General features: G+C 57.0%; 14 protein-coding genes. 5 read left to right on the forward strand and 9 right to left on the reverse strand.

Features of this window, described 5'->3' with window-relative positions; genetic code table 11:
- Nucleotides 1-144: 144 nt before the first annotated feature.
- A complete protein-coding gene (locus OTG14_RS16620; protein ID WP_267215397.1) occupies nt 145-1,764 on the forward strand; it encodes an ABC-F family ATP-binding cassette domain-containing protein in 1,620 nt (539 codons plus the stop codon).
- A 39-nt stretch (nt 1,765-1,803) separates the two neighbouring features.
- Here OTG14_RS16620 and OTG14_RS16625 read toward each other — a convergent pair whose 3' ends face one another.
- Nucleotides 1,804-2,091 carry an HTH-type transcriptional regulator gene (locus OTG14_RS16625; RefSeq protein ID WP_008502755.1) on the reverse strand — a complete coding sequence of 96 codons (288 nt, stop codon included), beginning with the start codon at nt 2,089-2,091 and terminating at the stop codon, nt 1,804-1,806.
- A 331-nt stretch (nt 2,092-2,422) separates the two neighbouring features.
- On the opposite strand from OTG14_RS16625, the gene OTG14_RS16630 reads away from it, so the two are divergent.
- Both OTG14_RS16630 and cspE read left to right on the forward strand, forming a co-directional pair.
- A complete protein-coding gene (locus tag OTG14_RS16630; RefSeq protein WP_024909075.1) occupies nt 2,423-3,133 on the forward strand; it encodes a DUF3053 domain-containing protein in 711 nt (236 codons plus the stop codon).
- Nucleotides 3,134-3,378: 245 nt separating this feature from the next.
- Nucleotides 3,379-3,591 carry a transcription antiterminator/RNA stability regulator CspE gene (cspE, locus tag OTG14_RS16635; protein ID WP_003860775.1) on the forward strand — a complete coding sequence of 71 codons (213 nt, stop codon included), beginning with the start codon at nt 3,379-3,381 and terminating at the stop codon, nt 3,589-3,591.
- Between the two features lie 58 nt (nt 3,592-3,649).
- Here cspE and ghrB read toward each other — a convergent pair whose 3' ends face one another.
- The 6 genes from ghrB to OTG14_RS16665 form a co-directional block, all read right to left on the reverse strand.
- Complete coding sequence (gene ghrB, locus OTG14_RS16640) at nt 3,650-4,624, reverse strand: glyoxylate/hydroxypyruvate reductase GhrB (protein WP_069720483.1); 975 nt, start codon at nt 4,622-4,624, stop codon at nt 3,650-3,652.
- A gap of 28 nt (nt 4,625-4,652) precedes the next feature.
- Nucleotides 4,653-5,933 (reverse strand): MFS transporter, encoded by a 1,281-nt coding sequence (locus tag OTG14_RS16645; RefSeq protein ID WP_045907864.1) that lies wholly within the window; start codon nt 5,931-5,933, stop codon nt 4,653-4,655.
- A gap of 117 nt (nt 5,934-6,050) precedes the next feature.
- Nucleotides 6,051-6,989 carry a sugar kinase gene (locus OTG14_RS16650; RefSeq protein WP_267215398.1) on the reverse strand — a complete coding sequence of 313 codons (939 nt, stop codon included), beginning with the start codon at nt 6,987-6,989 and terminating at the stop codon, nt 6,051-6,053.
- A gap of 3 nt (nt 6,990-6,992) precedes the next feature.
- Nucleotides 6,993-7,742 carry a sugar phosphate isomerase/epimerase family protein gene (locus OTG14_RS16655; RefSeq protein WP_267215399.1) on the reverse strand — a complete coding sequence of 250 codons (750 nt, stop codon included), beginning with the start codon at nt 7,740-7,742 and terminating at the stop codon, nt 6,993-6,995.
- A gap of 103 nt (nt 7,743-7,845) precedes the next feature.
- Nucleotides 7,846-8,862: a LacI family DNA-binding transcriptional regulator gene (locus OTG14_RS16660; RefSeq protein ID WP_109845849.1), complete on the reverse strand. Its 1,017-nt coding sequence runs from the start codon at nt 8,860-8,862 to the stop codon at nt 7,846-7,848.
- 145 nt (nt 8,863-9,007) lie between these two features.
- The gene (locus tag OTG14_RS16665) at nt 9,008-9,670 is read right to left on the reverse strand and encodes an OmpA family lipoprotein (protein WP_024909080.1); all 663 of its coding nucleotides are present in this window, start codon (nt 9,668-9,670) and stop codon (nt 9,008-9,010) included.
- A gap of 212 nt (nt 9,671-9,882) precedes the next feature.
- On the opposite strand from OTG14_RS16665, the gene OTG14_RS16670 reads away from it, so the two are divergent.
- Nucleotides 9,883-12,162 carry a molybdopterin guanine dinucleotide-containing S/N-oxide reductase gene (locus OTG14_RS16670; protein ID WP_267215435.1) on the forward strand — a complete coding sequence of 760 codons (2,280 nt, stop codon included), beginning with the start codon at nt 9,883-9,885 and terminating at the stop codon, nt 12,160-12,162.
- On the opposite strand, the gene OTG14_RS16675 is transcribed toward OTG14_RS16670, so the two are convergent.
- Nucleotides 12,125-12,571: an N-acetyltransferase gene (locus OTG14_RS16675; RefSeq protein WP_048028040.1), complete on the reverse strand. Its 447-nt coding sequence runs from the start codon at nt 12,569-12,571 to the stop codon at nt 12,125-12,127. The genes OTG14_RS16670 and OTG14_RS16675 overlap by 38 nt on opposite strands.
- The gene (gene tag / locus OTG14_RS16680; RefSeq protein WP_045907859.1) at nt 12,549-13,130 is read right to left on the reverse strand and encodes a DNA-3-methyladenine glycosylase I; all 582 of its coding nucleotides are present in this window, start codon (nt 13,128-13,130) and stop codon (nt 12,549-12,551) included. Before tag ends, OTG14_RS16675 begins: the two co-directional genes overlap by 23 nt.
- 153 nt (nt 13,131-13,283) lie before the next feature.
- Here tag and OTG14_RS16685 point away from each other — a divergent pair, with 153 nt between their 5' ends.
- A complete protein-coding gene (locus OTG14_RS16685; protein WP_267215400.1) occupies nt 13,284-13,982 on the forward strand; it encodes an autotransporter domain-containing protein in 699 nt (232 codons plus the stop codon).
- Nucleotides 13,983-14,022 lie beyond the last annotated feature (40 nt).

Raw genomic sequence — 14,022 nt, forward strand, 5'->3', positions numbered from 1 at the left:
ACCCATTACCGCTATCCTTATCCCCGTTAACTTTCTCGCGCTGGAGCGCCCCCCAAAAATGAACAAACACGACTGATGAATTTCGATCCTTGCTAAACGCCATCGCGTCGGCAGGGGATGTTTTGATTTCATTCAGGAGTGCTTATGGCTCATTTTGCGCAGTCCCCTTCTTTTATTTTGCATCAGGTCACCTGTCAGTTTCCGACGGGCGATACCCTTTTTGGTCCGCTGAATCTTTCGCTGGAACCCTCCCTGTGCGCGCTGGTTGGCCGCAACGGCAGCGGAAAAACGCGTCTGCTGCGCTTGCTGGCGGGGCTGGACGAACCGGCTACCGGTCATATCGAACGCTTTGGCTCGCATGCCTGGGTGGCGCAGCAGCACGTCATTTTTTCGCAGACGACGCTGGCTGAATTGCTCGGATATGACGCGATTTTTGCGGCGCGTAAGCGCATCGACAGCGGCGATTACCAGCCCGACGATCTGGCGTTGCTCGACGGTTACTGGGATATAGCCGAACGTCTGAGCGAAGCGTTTATCAATGCGAAGCTCCCACCGTTTGATCCGGATAAACCTGCCGGTGAACTCAGCGGCGGCGAGCGCATTCGTGCCCTGCTGTGCGGGGCGTTTACGGCTGATGCGGATTTCATGCTGCTGGACGAGCCTACTAACCACCTGGATCGACAAGGCCGGGCGTGGTTCTACGACCAGTTGAGTCGGTATCAGGGCGGCGTACTGGTGGCCTCCCATGACCGTGAGTTACTGGCTCAGGTACCCCGTATCCTTGAGCTGAGCGCCTCGGGTCTGCGCAGCTACGGCGGAAATTATGCGGATTATCAAGCCCAGCGCGATGCCGAACAGCAGGCGGCCCGCGCTGCGCTGGAACATGCGGCAACCGAGCGCAAACGCACCCGCGCACGCATGCAAAAAGAGCATGATGACAGCCAGCGGCGGTCGGCAAAGACGTTACGCACCGTCGATACCCTGAATATCGCGTCGTTTGAGCGGGTCAAATATAAAGGCGCGGCAAAGGAACGTATCGGCACCTGGAAAAAACAGCACAGCGAGCAGAATGAAGCGCTGAACGCCGCGGTTAACAAGGCGCGTGAGCGGGTTGAAGACGATAACCCGGTGATGTTCACTCTGCCGGGGAGTCAGGTCCCGGAGGGCAAGCAGGTACTGGTGCTGGAGGATCTGGTGCTGCCGCATGTGCCTGTTCCACCGCTTACCTGGCGTATGGACGGACCGATGCGCGTGGCGTTAAAGGGACCGAACGGCTGCGGAAAATCGACGCTGTTAAAAACTATCCTCGGCGAGATGACTCCCCGTTCGGGTACCTGTAAGGTCTCCGTTAGCTGTGCTTATCTCGACCAGCATCTCTCCCGGCTCGATCTCTCGCAGTCGGTCATGACGCATCTCAATTTGAGTCATACCCCTCTGGAAGAGGGGGTATTGCGAACCCGTCTGGCGCAGCTTCAACTGGGAGCTGACAAAGTGATGCTCCCATTGGCGGCGCTCAGCGGCGGTGAGCGTCTTAAGGCTGCCCTGGCCTGCGTGCTGTGGCGCGCGGAGGCCACGCAGCTTCTGCTGCTGGATGAACCGACCAACCATCTGGATCTGGCTTCAGTCCAGGCCATTGAAGCGGCGCTGGCCGGTTTCCCTGGGGCACTGCTGGTGGTATCACACGATGAGGCGTTTTTAAGCGGCTTAACGTTAACGCATGAGCTGGTGTGGGAAGAGGCGGGTTGGCGTTGTGATAGCCTGTAAAACACAAGCCCCCGCAAAGGCGGGGGCATTCAATCTTCACTACGCTATCTGTTTGCTGAGTGCAGGGTTGGCCTGAATCAGGCGCATCAGCCTTAACTCGGTTGGGGTGGGTTTCTCACGTTTTGACTCCCACTCCTGCACCATAGCCACGCTGACACCCATCGCTCTGGCGAATTCTTCGGTTTTCAGTCCTGTCCCTTTGCGCAATTGCTCATATTCTGTAAAGGGATTGGATTTTTGTTGCAGGGTAATCGTCTGCGGTACATCTTTAAAAATGATCTGTTCCAGACTGCTCAGCAGTTCAAACTCAGGATCTTTATATTCCATTGAGGACTCCTCTTAAATCTCACATCGTGATCAAGAACATCAGAGAGCCAATTAAGAATAGTCCCTAATACCAACCCAGGATCGTCACGGGTGTGATTAATCGTGCGGTAACGATCGCTGTATCCGATTCAGCAATATGGAGAGTTATGCTAATTCCCTGATTAGTCATATGTCGGCTTCGCCAGGTATTTTTTTGTAAATGATAAGAAATAAATCGGCAATAGCCGTTTTGCATGAAAAGAGTATCTTGCAAGGCTGACCTGGACTATCCTTGTCAGCGTCGGGCACGCGTGTGCCGGTGTGCGCTTTTTTGGGTGAAAGGAGTAATAAAATGGCGACAGGAAAGTCCTGCTCTCGCTGGTTTGCGCCTATTGCGGCGTTGTTGATGGTTGTTAGCCTGAGTGGGTGTTTTGATAAAGAAGGCGATCAGCGCAAAGCGTTTATCGATTTTCTGCAGAATACAGTGATGCGCAGCGGCGAGCGGTTGCCGACGCTGACTGCGGATCAGAAAAAACAGTTTGGCCCCTTCGTGTCCGATTACGCCATTCTTTATGGTTATTCACAGCAGGTGAGCCAGGCGATGGATTCCGGTATCCGCCCGGTAGTGGATAGCGTGAACGCCATCCGCGTTCCACAGGATTATATGACGCAACGTGAACCGCTGCGCCAGTCCAACGGTGCGCTTGGCGTGCTGAGCCAGCAGTTGCAAAATGCGAAAATGCAGGCTGACGCGTCACGTTCTGCGCTGAAGCAGGGCGACGATCTCAAACCGGTCTTCGACAAAGTGTATGAGAAAGTGGTGACCAAACCGTCTGAAGCACTGCAGCCGTTGATTCCAGCCGCGCAAATCTTCACGCAGCAGCTGGTCCAGGTGGGTGACTTTATCGCCCAGCAGAATACGCAGGTGAGCTTTGTTGCCAACGGTATTCAGTTCCCGACCTCGCAGCAGGCAAGCCAGTACAATACGCTGATTGGGCCGCTGGCCTCCCAGCATCAGGCCTTTAGCCAGGCCTGGAGTGCGGCAGTCACTGCCACAGAATAAGACGAAAAACCCCGCTTCTGGCGGGGTTTTTTATGCGTAGCGAAAATAACGCTTGTCATTCCTCTACCACATCGGTATAACTATCCCCGTCGGTTTGTTACACAGACCTAAAGCAGTTTAGTAAAGCAGTCCAGATTGTTATCCATAGATACCCTTCGTTGTGACCCTTCCTTCATCGCTTAAAAATCTGTAACGCAATCCATCAAGCCGGAAGGCACAATATATTTGTTAATAAGGTAATTTCTATGTCTGCTAAAATGACTGGTCTGGTAAAATGGTTCAACGCTGATAAAGGTTTCGGCTTCATCACTCCTGACGATGGCTCTAAAGACGTGTTCGTACACTTCTCTGCTATCCAGAACGATGGCTACAAATCTCTGGACGAAGGTCAGAAAGTGTCCTTCACCATCGAAAGCGGCGCTAAAGGCCCAGCAGCTGGTAACGTTGTAAGCCTGTAAGCTTCCAACCCAGTAGCAAAGAATTTAAAAACCCGCCTTCTGGCGGGTTTTTTCGTTTCTACCGTTGCACCTGCGGGTTCACGCAGTTTATCTCCACCTTTCCACCTAATGCGGCAATCAGATTATCAACCGCGGTGGCCGCCATGTTGTAGCGCGTCTCATGGGTGGCTGAGCCGATGTGGGGCAGGGCAACCACGTTAGGCAGCGAAAGCAGTGGCGAATCCACCGGCAGCGGCTCCTGCTCAAACACGTCCAGACCTGCGGCATGGATCTCACCGTTTTGCAGGGCCTCAATCAGCGCCTTCTCATCCACCACCGGGCCACGACCCGCGTTGATGAAAATGGCGGACGTCTTCATTTTTTCAAACGCCTCTTTGCCGATCAGATGACGGGTTTCGTTCGTTAGCGGCAGAACCAGGCAGACAAAATCGGCTTCCTGCAGCAGGGTATCCAGCTCGCAGTAACGGGCGTTGAAGCGTTCTTCGGCTTCACTGTGATGGCGACGCGCGTTATATAGAATCGGCATGTTAAAACCAAAATGCGCGCGCTGCGCCAGCGCCAGCCCGATACGTCCCATGCCAACAATGCCCAGCGTTTTGCCGTGAACATCCACACCGAACCAGTCCGGACCAATGCTCTTTGTCCATTCACCCGCTTTGACGCGCTCAGCCACTTCCACCACGCGACGGGCCGTGGTGAGCATGAGCGCCATCAGCGTATCGGCCACGGTTTCCGTCAGGGCATGCGGCGTATGCATCAGCAGGATCTTGCGGGCGTTTAGGGCATCCACGTCGAAGTTGTCGTAACCCACGGAAACGGTTGAGGTAGCACGAAGCTTCGGCATTTTCTCCAGCAGGGCGACATCCACTTTTTCGCTTGAACCCAGCAGGCCTTCGGCGCTGGCGAACGCGTCGGCGTGCTGTGCCACGGTTTCCGGGCGCAGGTTCTTCACCTGCGTAACGGTGAAGTGCTCTTCAAGACGTTTCTGCAGATCTTCCGGCAGGGCTTTATACAAAATGACGGACGGCTTCATGCTAATCTCCGTTGATTTTTTTAAGGATTCAGGCGTGGCGAGCGCCGACAGGGTGTTGTTGATTATTAGCAGGCTTAACAATCAGAGTAAGCCACACCGAGGCGAAAAGCGCCACCCCCATAAAGATGTACGATGCGGACGGACTGCCGGTGGCACCGTTCAGGTAACCCACGAACCAGGAGCCGCAGAACGAACCCAGTGCACCCATACTGTTAATCAGTGCCATCGCGCCACCCGCAACGTTACGCGGCAGCATCTCGGGGATGATGGCGAAGAACGGTCCGTACGGGGCGTACATGGCGGCACCGGCAATCACCAGCAGCGTATAAGAGACCCAGAAGTGGTTTGCGCCCACGGCCCAGGAGCCAATAAAGGCGAAGGCAGCAATCAGCAGCAGCGGCCAGACAAACAGCTTGCGGTTCTGCAGCTTGTCCGACGCCCAGGAGACGATGATCATCGCGATGGTTGCCGCCAGATACGGTACGGATGACAGCCAGCCTACTTCGACCATGCCGAGGTTTTCACCGCCGCTGCGGATAATGGACGGCAGCCACAGCACAAAGCCGTACACGCCAATGCTCCAGGTAAAATACTGTGCGCAAAGCAGGATCACGTTACGCGAGCGGAAGGCTTCACCATAGTTACGTACCGCCTTCAGACCTTGCTGTTCTTTATCCAGCTGCGCCTGCAGCGCTGCTTTTTCATCTTCGGAAAGCCACTTCGCCTGGGCAGGTTTATCTTTCACCAGCACCCACCAGCAGAAGGCCCAGATAATTGCCGGCACCCCTTCAATGATAAACATCTCGCGCCAGCCGAAGGACTGGATCAGGTAGCCCGACACCACCGACATCCACAGTACCGTGACCGGGTTACCGAGGATCAGGAAGGTATTCGCGCGCGAGCGCTCAGATTTGGTAAACCAGTTGCTGATGTAGATCAGCATCGCGGGCATAACCGCCGCCTCAACGACACCGAGGATAAAGCGAATGGCGGCCAGGGCAGGAATATTGTTCACCATGCCGGTCAGTGACGCGCAGGCGCCCCACAGGATCAGACAGATGAAGATCAGCTTACGCACGCTGCGGCGTTCCGCATAAATCGCGCCGGGGATCTGGAAGAAGAAGTAACCCAGGAAGAAAAGGGCACCCAGCAGGGAAGAAATACCTTTGGTGATCCCGAGGTCCTCGGTGATCCCCGCTGCGGACGCGAAGCTGAAGTTGGCACGGTCAAGGTACGCCAGGCTGTACGTGATAAACACGATTGGCATGATGTACCACCAGCGTTTTACTGCATTGGTCGAACTGTTCATAGGCTTGCCTCTGTTGTTGAGGTTGTTACCGCCGTTGTCTGTAGGGTACACGGTGGCTTAATTATCTGGTGCGGCTTGTTGCCCTCACCCTGGCCCTCTCCCACCGGGAGAGGGAATTCATACTCCGAGCTGTGCTCGGGTGGGTAATCCTTCGCTGTCGCCCTGCACCTGAATGGCCAGCGAGCCAATCTTGTTGCCCCGCGCGACGGCCTTCTGCAGCGTTTTGCCTTCCAGCAGGGCGCTAATTACGCCAACGGCAAAACCGTCGCCCGCGCCGACCGTGTCGACAACGTTCTCAACCTTCACCGCCGCGACCGCGCCCTGTTCGCCGTTGGCCGTCTTGAACCATGCGCCATCGGCACCGGTCTTCAGCACTACCGCTTTTACCCCTTTATTCAGATAGAAATCAGCAATGCCTTCCGGCGTATTTTCACCCGTCAGGATCATCCCTTCTTTCAGCCCCGGCAGAACCCAGTCCGCTCTGAACGCCAGACGGTTCAGTTTCTCGACCATTTCCGCTTCGCTTTTCCACAGCACCGGACGCAGGTTAGGATCGAACGAGATCGTTTTTCCCTGGGCTTTCAGAGTGGCTGCCGCATGATCCAGCAGTTCATACGAGCTGGCAGAGAGCGCTGCCGCCACGCCGCTCAGGTGCAGGTGGCGCGCGGAGGCGAAATAGTCGGCGTGGTAATCCGCAACAGAGAGGTGGCTTGCTGCCGATCCTTTGCGGAAATACTCCACAATGGGATCGGTTCCATTTTCGACCTTGGATTTAAGCTGAAACCCGGTAGGGAAGCGTCCGTCAAGGGTGACGCCTGCAGCATCGATACCCTCTTTTTTCAGCGAATCGAGAACGAAATGGCCAAAGCTGTCATCCCCCACGCGGCTGACCCAGCCCACGTTCAGGCCGAGACGCGCCAGGCCGGTCGCGACGTTGAGCTCTGCGCCTGCGACGCGCTTGATAAAGTGCTCTACCGCGCTCAGTTCGCCCGTTTCAGTGGCGACAAACATCGCCATGGCTTCGCCGATCGTGATGACATCCAGCGTCTTGTGCATGATTTACTCCTCGCGCAGCAGGTTGACGTAATGGCGGGTAACGGCGGTTAAATCCGTCCCTTCCAGCGGGAACTCGATCCCGCGTGGGGCATCGGCAGGCAGCTGGCCGAGCAGATCCAGCCAGCGTGCATCGGCGTGGTCCGGTGCCACGGCGCGGAAGTTATCTTTATGCGGCACGGCGGCTTTAACGTGGATATAGCTCACCGCAGGGGCCAGATGACGTGCGGCTTCTTCAGGCGAATCGCCAACCCACAGCCAGTTGCCCATGTCGAAGGTCAGCGTGACGGGGAGCGCCATTTCCCGGCAGGCGGCCTGGAAGCGCTGCATGGGGGCGAGCTGTCCGCAGTCGGTCTGATCGTTCTCCACGACCAGCGCCATGCCGCTTGCGTTCAGCAGGCTACGCAGGGCGTCGAGAGGCTGCGCATCGCGGAAATGGCCCAGGGAAACCTTCAGCCACAGGGCGTTCAGGGTGCTGGCCTCAGAGAGATAGCGGGTCAGGTCCGGGTTGAGGGTGCCGTCTGGCATAAACAGGGCGACGGGGGCGGAGTAGCACGCCAGCAGGCCGAGCAGCTCAATGGATTCTCCCAGCGCCGGCAGCGCCAGCAGCTCGTCGCTGCTGAACAGTTCCCGGCGGATCTCCACGCCGTCTGCCCCTGCGCCTGCAATAACGGGCAGCATCGCCCGCTGACCGCCCGCCTGTCGCACCTGTTCCGCACCGTACGCGGCGGTGACCACCATAATTTTCCTGCCCATCTTCGGACTCCATCGCAACATATCAATACTATTACGCTAGATGGAACCGGTTCCAAAGAAAAGGTCAGGATGTTGAATTTATGATCGCTATCACAAGGGAAATTTAACGCGCGGTGGAGCCGCGAACGATCAGCTCGCCGGAGAAGACCTGCTCGCGAACGGCATCGCTGGTGCCTTCAATACGACGAACCACTTGTTCAACAGCAGCATAGCCAATCTGCCAGGTGGGTTGTTTGAGTGTCGTAATGCCGACGCCGGCCAGCTCCGCCCACTCCAGCTCATCAAACCCCAGCAGACCGATATCGCTGCCCCAGTGCAGGCCAATACGCTTGAGCGAGCGGGCGACCTGGAGCGTCAGCGCTCCGTTGGCTGAGATAACGGCTTTGCGCATCCCGCGATGGCGCGTGTGGAACTGACGCAGGGTGTTGTCGAGCTGCCCCGCCTCGTGAAGCGGCGTTTCGGCATTTTCGGCGATCACGCCGGGATATCGCTCCAGCGTGGTGCGAAATGCGCTCAGGCGCTCGCGACGGGTGTTGACCATCCCCAGCGGTTCACTCAGAAACAGAATGGCCTCGAAGCCCTGCTCAATCAGATGTTCGGTGGCGGTCGTGGCGGCCTGGGTGTTATCCAGCCCGACGACATCGCAGGCAAATTCCGGGATTTTACGGTCGATAAGGACCATCGGCAGGGAGGATTGCTGCAGGCGGTTTAACCCCTCTTCGCGCATGCCCACCGCGTTAACCACGATCCCTTCCACCTGATAGCTGCGCAGCAGGTCGAGGTAATGCAGCTCCTGATCGACTTCGTTGTTGGTATTACAGACCAGCGGCGTGAAACCCTTCTCGCGACAGGCGGCTTCAATACCGCTAAGCACGTTCACGGAATAGGGGTTGGTGATATCGGCGATGATAAGCCCGATAAGGCGGGTGCGACCACGTTTGAGCCCGCGCGCCATGAGGCTGGGACGGTAGTCGAGATCGGCAATGGCTTGTTCAATACGCGCCAGCAGTGCGTCGGACAACAGGTGTTTTTCGCCATTGAGGTAGCGCGAAATGCTGGTTTTACCGGTTTTGGCGGCTTTCGCCACGTCGCTGATGGTGGCCCGGGCTGGTTTGCTCATCGCTGATTTCCCTGAATTTAGTGAGAATACCTTAGCGGGAAAATCGGACGAATCAAGTAATTTGCCCGGTGGCGCTGCGCTTACCTGGGGTGCGGTCTGGTGCCCTCACCCCAACCCTCTCCCACGGGGAGAGGGGGAAATGCGATTACTGAATTGGGCTTAACGTAATCTCAACGCGGCGGTTCTGCGCTTTGCCTTCCGCCGTGCTGTTGCTGGCGATAGGGTTGGCAGGGCCCATGCCGCTGGTGCGGATGCGGTTCGCTTCAACGCCCTGGGTAATCAGCGAGCTGGCCACGGCGTCGGCGCGCTGCTGGGACAGACGCATGTTCAGATCCTGGCTGCCGGTGCTGTCGGTGTAGCCCATCACGTTTACAGCGGTCTTGTTGTACTCTTTCAGCACCATCGCCACGCCGGTCAGGGTATTCGCACCAGCCGGTTTCAGCGTTGCGCTGCTGCTGTCGAAGGTCACGTTGTTCGGCATGTTCAGGATGATGTTATCGCCGCTGCGCGTCACGCTCACGCCGGTTCCCTTCATTTTGTCGCGCAGCTTCGCTTCCTGCACGTCCATGTAATAGCCTACGCCGCCGCCAAGCGCTGCGCCTGCCGCTGCGCCAATCAGCGCGCCTTTGCCGCGGTCTTTCTTGGAGGAGGAGAGCGCCCCAACGCCTGCGCCGACCAGCGAGCCGATACCCGCGCCAATGCCGGATTTACCCGCTTCGCGTTCACCGGTGTAAGGGTTGGTTGTGCAGCCAGAAACAGCCAGGGCACCGCTCACCAGAGCGGCAATAACGAGTACGCGTTTTTTCATCTTCTTTCCTTAATCCTTTTTATTCTTTGCCACGGCGAGCGTGGCAGTTGATTATGACGTCCAGATACGGAGAAAATTCCGGGTATAACTCTGAAATTTGTGACAAACCATAAACTGCCTCAGCAAGAAGGCCGTAAAACCTGCACGCAACCAGGAGCGCACGCTTGAGCACCTCAACGAAAACCATTCTGACCGCCGCCCACTGGGGACCGATGCTGGTCGAAACCGATGGCGAAAATGTTCTGTCGTCTCGCGGAGCATTGCCAACACAACATCCCAACTCTTTACAGACCGTCGTTCGCGATCAGGTGCATAGCAAAACGCGCGTGCGCTGGCCGATGGTGCGTAAAGGTTTTCTGGCCTCGCCGGACAAGCCGCAGGGTATTCGCGGGCAGGATGAGTTTGTTCGCGTGAGCTGGGATGACGCGCTGGCGCTGATCCACACCCAGCACAAGCGCATTCGCGACAGTTACGGTCCGTCGTCGATTTTCGCCGGCTCCTACGGCTGGCGCTCTAACGGGGTGCTGCATAAGGCGTCGACGCTGCTGCAGCGCTATATGAGCCTGGCGGGAGGCTATACCGGTCATCTGGGGGATTACTCCACCGGTGCGGCGCAGGCGATCATGCCGTACGTCGCGGGCGGGAACGAAGTGTATCAGCAGCAGACCAGCTGGCCGCTGGTGCTGGCGCATACCGATGTGGTGGTGCTGTGGAGCGCTAACCCTCTTAACACGTTGAAAATTGCCTGGAATGCCAGCGACGAGCAGGGCATTGGCTATTTCGACGCGCTGCGCAAAAGCGGCAAGCGCATCATCTGCATTGACCCGATGCGTTCTGAAACCCTGGATTTCTTCGGCGACCGCGCCGAGTGGGTTGCCCCGCATATGGGCACCGACGTGGCAATGATGCTGGGTATCGCTCATACGCTGGTGGAAAACGGCTGGCACGATGTCGAATTCCTGTCGCGCTATACCACCGGCTTCGATAAGTTCGCCGACTACCTGACGGGCCAGTCCGATGGGGTGGCGAAAACGGCAGCGTGGGCAGCAGAGATTTGCGGTGTTCCTGCGGAAAAACTCCGCGAACTGGCGGTGTTATTCCATAAAAATGCCACGATGTTAATGTCCGGCTGGGGGATGCAGCGTCAGCAGTTTGGCGAGCAGAAACACTGGATGCTGGTGACCCTTGCCGCGATGCTTGGGCAGATCGGTACGCCGGGCGGCGGTTTTGGTCTCTCCTATCATTTTGCCAATGGCGGCAACCCCACGCGTAAAGCGGCGGTGCTGGCGTCTTTGCAGGGCTCGGTGCAGGGCGGCGTGGATGCGGTGGATAAAATTCCGGTGGCGCGTATTGTTGAAGCCCTGGAAAATCCGGGCGGGTTCTATCAGCACAATGGTCTGGACCGCCACTTCCCGGATATTAAATTTGTCTGGTGGGCGGGCGGGTCAAACTTCACGCACCATCAGGATACCAATCGCCTGATCCGCGCCTGGCAGAAGCCGGAGCTGGTGGTGATTTCAGAGTGCTTCTGGACCGCCTCGGCGAAACACGCCGATATCGTCCTCCCGGCGACCACCTCGTTTGAGCGTAACGATCTCACCATGACCGGCGACTACAGCAATCAGCATATGGTCCCGATGAAGCGCGTTGTCGCCCCGCGTGATGAAGCGCGTGACGATTTTGACGTGTTTGCTGAACTGAGCGAACTGTGGGAAACGGGCGGTCGCACGCGTTTTACTGAAGGGAAAAGCGATCTGCAATGGCTGGAGACGTTCTACCAGATTGCCGGGCAGCGCGGCGCGGCGCAGGGCGTGACGCTTCCGCCATTTGCTGAGTTCTGGGAGGCGAACCAGATTATTGAAATGCCGGAGAGCGAACAGAACGCGCAGTTTGTTCGTTTCGCTGATTTTCGACGCGATCCGGAGAACCATCCGCTGAAAACCGAGAGCGGAAAGATTGTGATCTACAGCGAGCGCATCGCCAGCTTTGGCTATGCTGACTGCCCGCCGCATCCTACGTGGCTCGAGCCGGACGAATGGCACGGCAACGCCCGGCCGGATCAGCTGCAGGTGTTGTCTGCCCATCCTGCGCACCGTCTGCACAGTCAGCTTAACTATACCTCCCTGCGCGAGCAGTATGCGGTCGCCGGGCGAGAGCCGATCACGCTGAATACCCTCGACGCGAAAGCGCGCGGGATTGCGGACGGCGACGTGGTGCGCGTCTGGAACTCGCGTGGACAGGTGCTGGCAGGGGCGGTGGTGAGCGACGGGATTAAGCCGGGCGTGATCTGCATTCATCAGGGCGCATGGCCTGACCTTGAGCTCGCCGAAGGCGGTATCTGCAAAAACGGGGCGGTTAACGTGCTGACCAAAGATCTCCCCAGCTCGAAGCTGGGGAATGGCTGCGCAGGAAACACTGCGCTGGCCTGGGTCGAGAAATATACGGGTCCCGAGCTTACCTTAACGGCGTTTGATCCGCCTGCCAGCTCATGATCCACGTCGGGTGCTGGGTGTCATCCTGCCAGGCGCTGTCTTCTATGCGAAAGCCCTGCGCATGGTAGAAGTTCACTGCCCGGACATTTTTCTGATACACCTCCAGGGTTAAGTGCGGAAAGCGCTGTTGAACATGGTTCAGCAGCGCGCGCCCGATCCCTTTCCCGATGCATGACGGCGCCACAAACAGGGCGCCGACAAACTGAGACTGCATCACGCTGATAAATCCGCAAGTTTCGCCGTCCTGCTCCCAGACCCAGGTTTCAGCGGACGGCAGGTAAACATCCCGCACCATGGCCTCATTCTCTTTCCAGTAATTCGGCGCGATAAACGGATGCGCTTCTGTGGTGCTTTCAAGCCACAGGCTCAGAAGCGGCGCGGTATTTTCACTTTGCCATTTGCGGATCATGATGGCCTCCCGGATGACAGAAGCAGCCGGTAACGTGGTCGTTGACCAGGCCACAGGCCTGCATAAAGGCGTAGCAGATGGTGGAGCCGACAAACTTAAAGCCGCGTTTTTTCAGGGCCTTCGAGAGCGCATCCGAGGCTGGGGTGGAGGCCGGGATGTCCGCGAGTGTGGCGGCCTGCGTGACTTGCGGAGTGTTGTTCACAAACGTCCAGACAAAATCTGAAAATGATTCGCCGTTTTGCTCCATCGCCAGATACGCCCGTGCGTTACCGATGATGGCCTGGATCTTACCGCGATGGCGGATGATGCCGGCATCCTGCACCAGTCGTTCCACGTCCTCATCGGTCATCGCGGCGACGGCGACGGGATCGAACTGATGGAAGGCGTTGCGGTAATTTTCGCGTTTCTTCAGTACCGTAATCCATGACAACCCCGCCTGCTGGCCCTCAAGGCAGATCATCTCAAAGAGCTTTTTACCATCCGTTTCCGGCACGCCCCATTCCCGATCGTGATAGTCGATATAAAGCTGATCCTGGCTTACCCAACCGCAACGTTCCATCCGTCATCTCCCTTATTGATACTGATTTTGCAAAAAATTCGTTCTGACCGGCTTGACGTGTTTACTATAAAGACAATAGTTAATACAGGGCTATAAGCTCTTCCTGAATAACGACAAATATCGCCGAATTCGGCTCTCTCTGGGGTCGCGTTGATGATGATAAAAAAAATCAGTGGTCGCCATGCTGTGTCTGGCCTGGTGGGAATTTCAGCCTGCCTATTTTTTTGTAATACAGCGTCTGCCTGGCAACAGGAATATATCGTTTCAGACGCCCAAAATAATATGGCGGAACGCTATACATGGGACGCGGATCACCAACCGCGCTATGAGGATATTCTCGCTGAGCGTATTCAGTCTTCGCAAAACGCCCCGGGTCTTGCCCTGAATATACCGTCTGGCAGTACGGCAGAGGGGGCGATGAGCGTGGGCTGGAATTTTCCCGTTTCAGCGCGCATCACCACTGGCCCGGTGGTGGCGTGGCGTTATGACGGCACGGCTCCCATGATGATCAACGAGTTTGGGGATAGCGCGTCGACACAGTCAGTCACGGACCCGCTCTGGCATGCCAGCATCAGCACGCTGGGGTGGCGCGTGAATACCCAGTACGGCGATCTCCGGCCCTGGGCGCAGATCAGCTATAACCAGCAGTTTGGTGAAAATCAGTGGAAATCGCAGTTTGGTATGCCACAAACGCCCGCCCCTGCTCAAAACGGTAGCTGGATGGATGTCACCGTAGGAACGGATATTCCCTTTAATACCCACATGGCGGCCTATGCATCGCTGGCTCAGGGGGAGCATACCACTACCGGTGAGGAGTTTTTATACACCCTCGGCGTCAGCGCGAATTTCTAGAGTTGTTACTTTTTTAAACGTTACGATAACATCTCGAATA

It is taken from the genome of Enterobacter pseudoroggenkampii (assembly GCF_026420145.1).
Classification (GTDB): Bacteria; Pseudomonadota; Gammaproteobacteria; order Enterobacterales; family Enterobacteriaceae; genus Enterobacter; species Enterobacter pseudoroggenkampii.

Excerpts from the sequence above, each read along its gene's own strand:
- OTG14_RS16620 (WP_267215397.1), top strand. The coding sequence starts at position 145 with ATGGCTCATTTTGCGCAGTCCCCTTCTTTTATTTTGCATCAGGTCACC.
- OTG14_RS16625 (WP_008502755.1), bottom strand. The coding sequence starts at position 2,091 with ATGGAATATAAAGATCCTGAGTTTGAACTGCTGAGCAGTCTGGAACAG.
- OTG14_RS16630 (WP_024909075.1), top strand. The coding sequence starts at position 2,423 with ATGGCGACAGGAAAGTCCTGCTCTCGCTGGTTTGCGCCTATTGCGGCG.
- cspE (WP_003860775.1), top strand. The coding sequence starts at position 3,379 with ATGTCTGCTAAAATGACTGGTCTGGTAAAATGGTTCAACGCTGATAAA.
- ghrB (WP_069720483.1), bottom strand. The coding sequence starts at position 4,624 with ATGAAGCCGTCCGTCATTTTGTATAAAGCCCTGCCGGAAGATCTGCAG.
- OTG14_RS16645 (WP_045907864.1), bottom strand. The coding sequence starts at position 5,933 with ATGAACAGTTCGACCAATGCAGTAAAACGCTGGTGGTACATCATGCCA.
- OTG14_RS16650 (WP_267215398.1), bottom strand. The coding sequence starts at position 6,989 with ATGCACAAGACGCTGGATGTCATCACGATCGGCGAAGCCATGGCGATG.
- OTG14_RS16655 (WP_267215399.1), bottom strand. The coding sequence starts at position 7,742 with ATGGGCAGGAAAATTATGGTGGTCACCGCCGCGTACGGTGCGGAACAG.
- OTG14_RS16660 (WP_109845849.1), bottom strand. The coding sequence starts at position 8,862 with ATGAGCAAACCAGCCCGGGCCACCATCAGCGACGTGGCGAAAGCCGCC.
- OTG14_RS16665 (WP_024909080.1), bottom strand. The coding sequence starts at position 9,670 with ATGAAAAAACGCGTACTCGTTATTGCCGCTCTGGTGAGCGGTGCCCTG.
- OTG14_RS16670 (WP_267215435.1), top strand. The coding sequence starts at position 9,883 with ATGCTGGTCGAAACCGATGGCGAAAATGTTCTGTCGTCTCGCGGAGCA.
- OTG14_RS16675 (WP_048028040.1), bottom strand. The coding sequence starts at position 12,571 with ATGATCCGCAAATGGCAAAGTGAAAATACCGCGCCGCTTCTGAGCCTG.
- tag (WP_045907859.1), bottom strand. The coding sequence starts at position 13,130 with ATGGAACGTTGCGGTTGGGTAAGCCAGGATCAGCTTTATATCGACTAT.
- OTG14_RS16685 (WP_267215400.1), top strand. The coding sequence starts at position 13,284 with ATGATGATAAAAAAAATCAGTGGTCGCCATGCTGTGTCTGGCCTGGTG.